The following is a 4,255-nucleotide window of genomic DNA, read 5'->3' on the forward strand; positions in this document are numbered from 1 at the left end:
CGGGTGTCAGTTTCAGCCCCAATGGCAAGCTGCTGGCCACTGGCAGTGCTGATAACACCGTCAAACTGTGGGATACCACGACGGGCAAAGAAATTAAAACCCTAAAAGGACATACAAACTCGGTTTCGGGTGTCAGTTTCAGCCCCAATGGCAAGCTGCTGGCCACTGGCAGTGCTGATAACACCGTCAAACTGTGGGATACCTCCACTGGCAAAGTAATTAAAACCCTCAGCGACCACCATACAGGCGAAGTTTTTGCAGTCAGTTTCAGCCCTAATGGCAAGCTGCTAGCCACTGGCAATTATGACCACACCGTCAAACTGTGGGATACCTCCACGGGGAAAGTAATTAAAACCCTCACTCATACAAACTGGGTTTGGGCGGTCAGTTTCAGCCCCAATGGCAAGCTGCTGGCTACTGCCAGTGCTGATAACACCGTCAAACTGTGGGATACCTCCACTGGCAAAGTAATTAAAACCCTCACTGGGCCAAGCTTCCTTACAGCAGCCAGTTTGAGCCCCAATGGCAAGCTGGTGGCTACTGGCAGTGGTGACAAAACCGTCAAACTGTGGGATACCTCCACTGGCAAAGTAATTAAAACCCTCAGCGGTTATATAGACTCGTTTAATGCGGTCAGTTTGAGCTCCAATGGCAAGCTGCTGGCTACTGGCAGTGAGGACAAAACCGTGAAACTGTGGGATACCTCCACTGGCAAAGTAATTAAAACCCTCAGCGGGTATACAGACTCGGTTAATGCAGTCAGTTTCAGCCCCAATGGCAAGCTGCTGGCTACTGGCAGTCGTGACGAAACTGTCAAACTGTGGGATACCATGACGGGCAAAGAAATTAAAACCCTCAGCGGACATACAGCGTGGGTTGGGGCAGTCAGTTTCAGCCCCGATAGCAAGCGGCTGGCCACTGGCAGTGACGACACCACCGTGAAACTGTGGGATACCACCACCGGCAAGCAAATTAACACCCTCAGTGGCCATACAGACTCGGTTTCGGATGTCAGTTTCAGCCCCAATGGCAAGCTGCTGGCCACTGGCAATTATGACAACACCGTCAAACTGTGGGATACCTCCACGGGGAAAGAAATTAAAACCCTCACTCATACAAGCAGCGTTAGAGCGGTCAGTTTCAGCCCCAATGGCAAGCTGCTGGCGACTGGCAGTGACGACACCACCGTGAAACTGTGGGATACCACCACTGACAAAGTAATTCAAACCCTCAGCGGACATACAAGCAGCGTTAGAGCGGTCAGTTTCAGCCCCGATGGCAAGCGCCTGGCCACTGGCAATGGGGACACCACCGTCAAACTGTGGGATACCACCACTGGTAAAGTAATTCAAACCCTCAGCGGACATACAGACTGGGTTTCGGATGTCAGTTTCAGTCCCGATGGCAAGCGACTGGCTAGTGCCAGTCGTGACAAAACTGTCAAACTGTGGGATACCTCCACTGGCAAAGTAATTCAAACCCTCAGCGGCCATATAGGGTGGGTTTGGGAAGTCAGTTTCAGCCCCGATGGCAAGCGGTTGGCAACTGGCAGTGGTGACAACACCGTCAAACTGTGGGATATCTCCACTGGTAAGGAAATTAAAACCCTCAGCGGGCATACAAGCATGGTTGTGAGCGTCAGTTTCAGCCCCGATGGCAAGCTGCTGGCAACTGGCAGTGGTGACAACACCCTGAGACTGTGGCGGTTAGATTTTAATTATTCACTTAAGGAAGGCTGCAATTTCATAGACAATTACCTGATACCTAATCCTTATGACGCAGATGCCCTGGAAATCAAACAAGATTTATGCAATAAGCTTTGATAATTTTAGATTGAAAACTGCATAAAAACCCCCTGTTTACTCCCATATAAAAATCAAACTTTTCCCATACCCTTACCCCCCAACAACCATGACAAACCAAACCCCCAACTTCTACGCCCTCCTCATCGGCATCAATTTCTACTTCCCCCATCGTTTACCAGAAGGTAACTACTACAAAAACTTACGGGGATGCGTTCAAGATATCAACCACGTCGAAACCTATTTAAAAGACACCTTTAACCTCACACCCGACCCAATTATTAAACTCACCGCGACTGCTTCCGACAATCCCAACCAACCCCAAGAACCCCCTGAACTCTTACCTACTTATGAAAATATCGTCACCAAATTCAAAGAACTAACCGCCAAAGCCAAACCTCAAGACCGAGTATATATTCACTACTCCGGTCACGGCGGACGGGCGAAAACAATTTTTGAAGATGTCAAGGGTTCTATGGGTTTAGATGAAGCCTTAGTTCCCTGCGATATCGGTCAACCAAACTCACGCTATTTGCGCGACTTGGAATTTGCCAAACTCCTGGAAGAAATGGTGGCAAAAGAGTTAGTTGTAACCCTCGTACTCGATAGCTGTCATTCCGGTGGCGCAACCAGAGATATAGAAACAGATGACTGGAGTATACGCAGTGGCGGTTTTATTGATATGACTCTTCGACCTACAGATAGTTTGGTTGCACCGCTTCAGGAATTAGCACAAAACTGGCAAGCTTCAACAGAAAATAGCCGCAATATTACCGTCGTCAATGGTTTGTTACCCGAACCGAAAGGTTATACCTTAATAGCAGCTTGTCGGGATCAGGAATTTGCTTATGAAAAGGTTTTTGAAGGGACGGAACGCAACGGCGCTTTGACGTATTTTTTATTAAAAGCTTTGCGAGAATACCGGGGGACAGAACTGGCTGTCGCAGATTTGTTCAATCAAATATCTAATCTAGTTCACAATGACTTTGATCGACAAACACCGATGTTGATTGGGGAGACAAATCGCACTTTTTTGGGCGGTCAATCTGTCTCCTTCACTCCTGGCGCATCCCTTCTCCGTAGTGTACCGGTTACGCGCAGTACCCACACCGTGCCAGTGATGAAGGTAGATATTACCAAAAACCGAGTCCAATTGCAAATGGGTGAAGCTAGCGGCCTTAAACAAGGGGCGGAATTCGATATTTTTCGATTCGGGACGTGGAATTTTGAGGACAGGGAACAGCGAATTGCTACGGTTAAACTTGTAGAGTTGGGAGCATCCGACTGTTGGGCAGAAGTAACGGGGTTACATAACGAATTTACAACCAGAGAACTCAAACCTAAATTAAGAGAAGGAATAATTGAAATAGGTTCCCCTGCTGTCTATGTAGGGCCACCGTTGGAACAAATTCGCAAAGTTCGGGTGCTTTTGCCTGACCCGTTACCGAAAATTCCTGGTGTAGATGTGTCATCACTTCCTGGTATGCTCGCAACTAAAAAAGAGGAAGTTAAAAATCATAGCTGGATCGAATTCTGTCCAGAAACCGAAAAAGATGAGAATGTGAATTATTTTGTTTCCGTGAATTCTCAAGGAGAATATTTGATTTTAGATGCTAATAAAGAACCTATCAAGAATGTTCTTTTTCCGATCAAAATTGATGCACCTGAATCAGCTACAAAGCTAATTAATCGCTTAATCCATATTACCATATATCAAAATCGTTTGGAGTTGGATAATGAAGATGCTTTTTCTCCCTTAAATGGCAAACTTAAGGTTGAATTGGTTCAATCAGTAAAACGGCAAATTGTAGTTTTGAATGCTGATGGTAAGGTTCCTCTATTAGAAAAAGATACAGAGGTTACGTTACGAATTCGCAATGAATCTAATCGAATTTTAAATATCACTGCCTTGAACTTTGATATGGATTATAGTATAGAACACTTCTATCCCAAAGGTGCGAATTATGAAGTTGTAGAACCCGGACAAGAGAGAACAGAAGACCTCAAACTATCATTGCCAGAAAATTATGAGGAAGGGGTAAATGTAATAAAAGTATTTGCAACTGTGGATGCAACGAATTATCACTTGTGGGAATTGCCAGCGTTAGACCAAGATTTACAGGGGCGAAAGGCGGCGGTTGTAACTAAAGCGAGTAATGAATGGACGACGGAAAAGGTGGAATTTGTGCTGAGGTGAAAAAAATGTAGTGCGCGCATTTTGCTCGCGGGCTGTTTTTGCCTAGTCCTTTTTGATTGACTTTTGGTTGAGGTAATCAGAGCACATCTGTTTATCCTCTTCTGTCACTTTCGGGTTTGTTCTGAGATAATCGCTGATCCAGTTGCAGCCGAATGCCATTAGTTGCTCTAAATCCCAAGTCCACAGTTTTATCGTCTTGTCATCGCTGGCTGAAGCCAAGGTTTTGCCATCTGGGCTAAAGGCGACACTCCAGACC

At 46.1% G+C, this 4,255-nt stretch carries 3 protein-coding genes; 2 read left to right on the forward strand and 1 reads right to left on the reverse strand.

The features are described from left to right. Together QUA25_RS12245 and QUA25_RS12250 are read left to right on the forward strand one after the other, a co-directional pair. Positions 1–1,823, forward strand: a 1,823-nt coding sequence (locus QUA25_RS12245) for a WD40 repeat domain-containing protein (RefSeq protein WP_333038026.1), incomplete at its 5' end; no start/stop codon positions are given. An 88-nt stretch (positions 1,824–1,911) separates the two neighbouring features. Continuing rightward, a complete protein-coding gene (locus tag QUA25_RS12250; RefSeq protein ID WP_333038029.1) occupies positions 1,912–3,999 on the forward strand; it encodes a caspase family protein in 2,088 nt (695 codons plus the stop codon). 42 nt (positions 4,000–4,041) lie between these two features. Here the strand turns inward: QUA25_RS12250 and QUA25_RS12255 are convergent. After that, a partial coding sequence (locus QUA25_RS12255) for a hypothetical protein (RefSeq protein ID WP_333038030.1) occupies positions 4,042–4,255 on the reverse strand: 214 nt, incomplete at its 5' end.

The sequence above is a fragment of the Microcoleus sp. Pol17C6 genome, from assembly GCF_036701145.1.
Lineage (GTDB): Bacteria > Cyanobacteriota > Cyanobacteriia > Cyanobacteriales > Microcoleaceae > Microcoleus.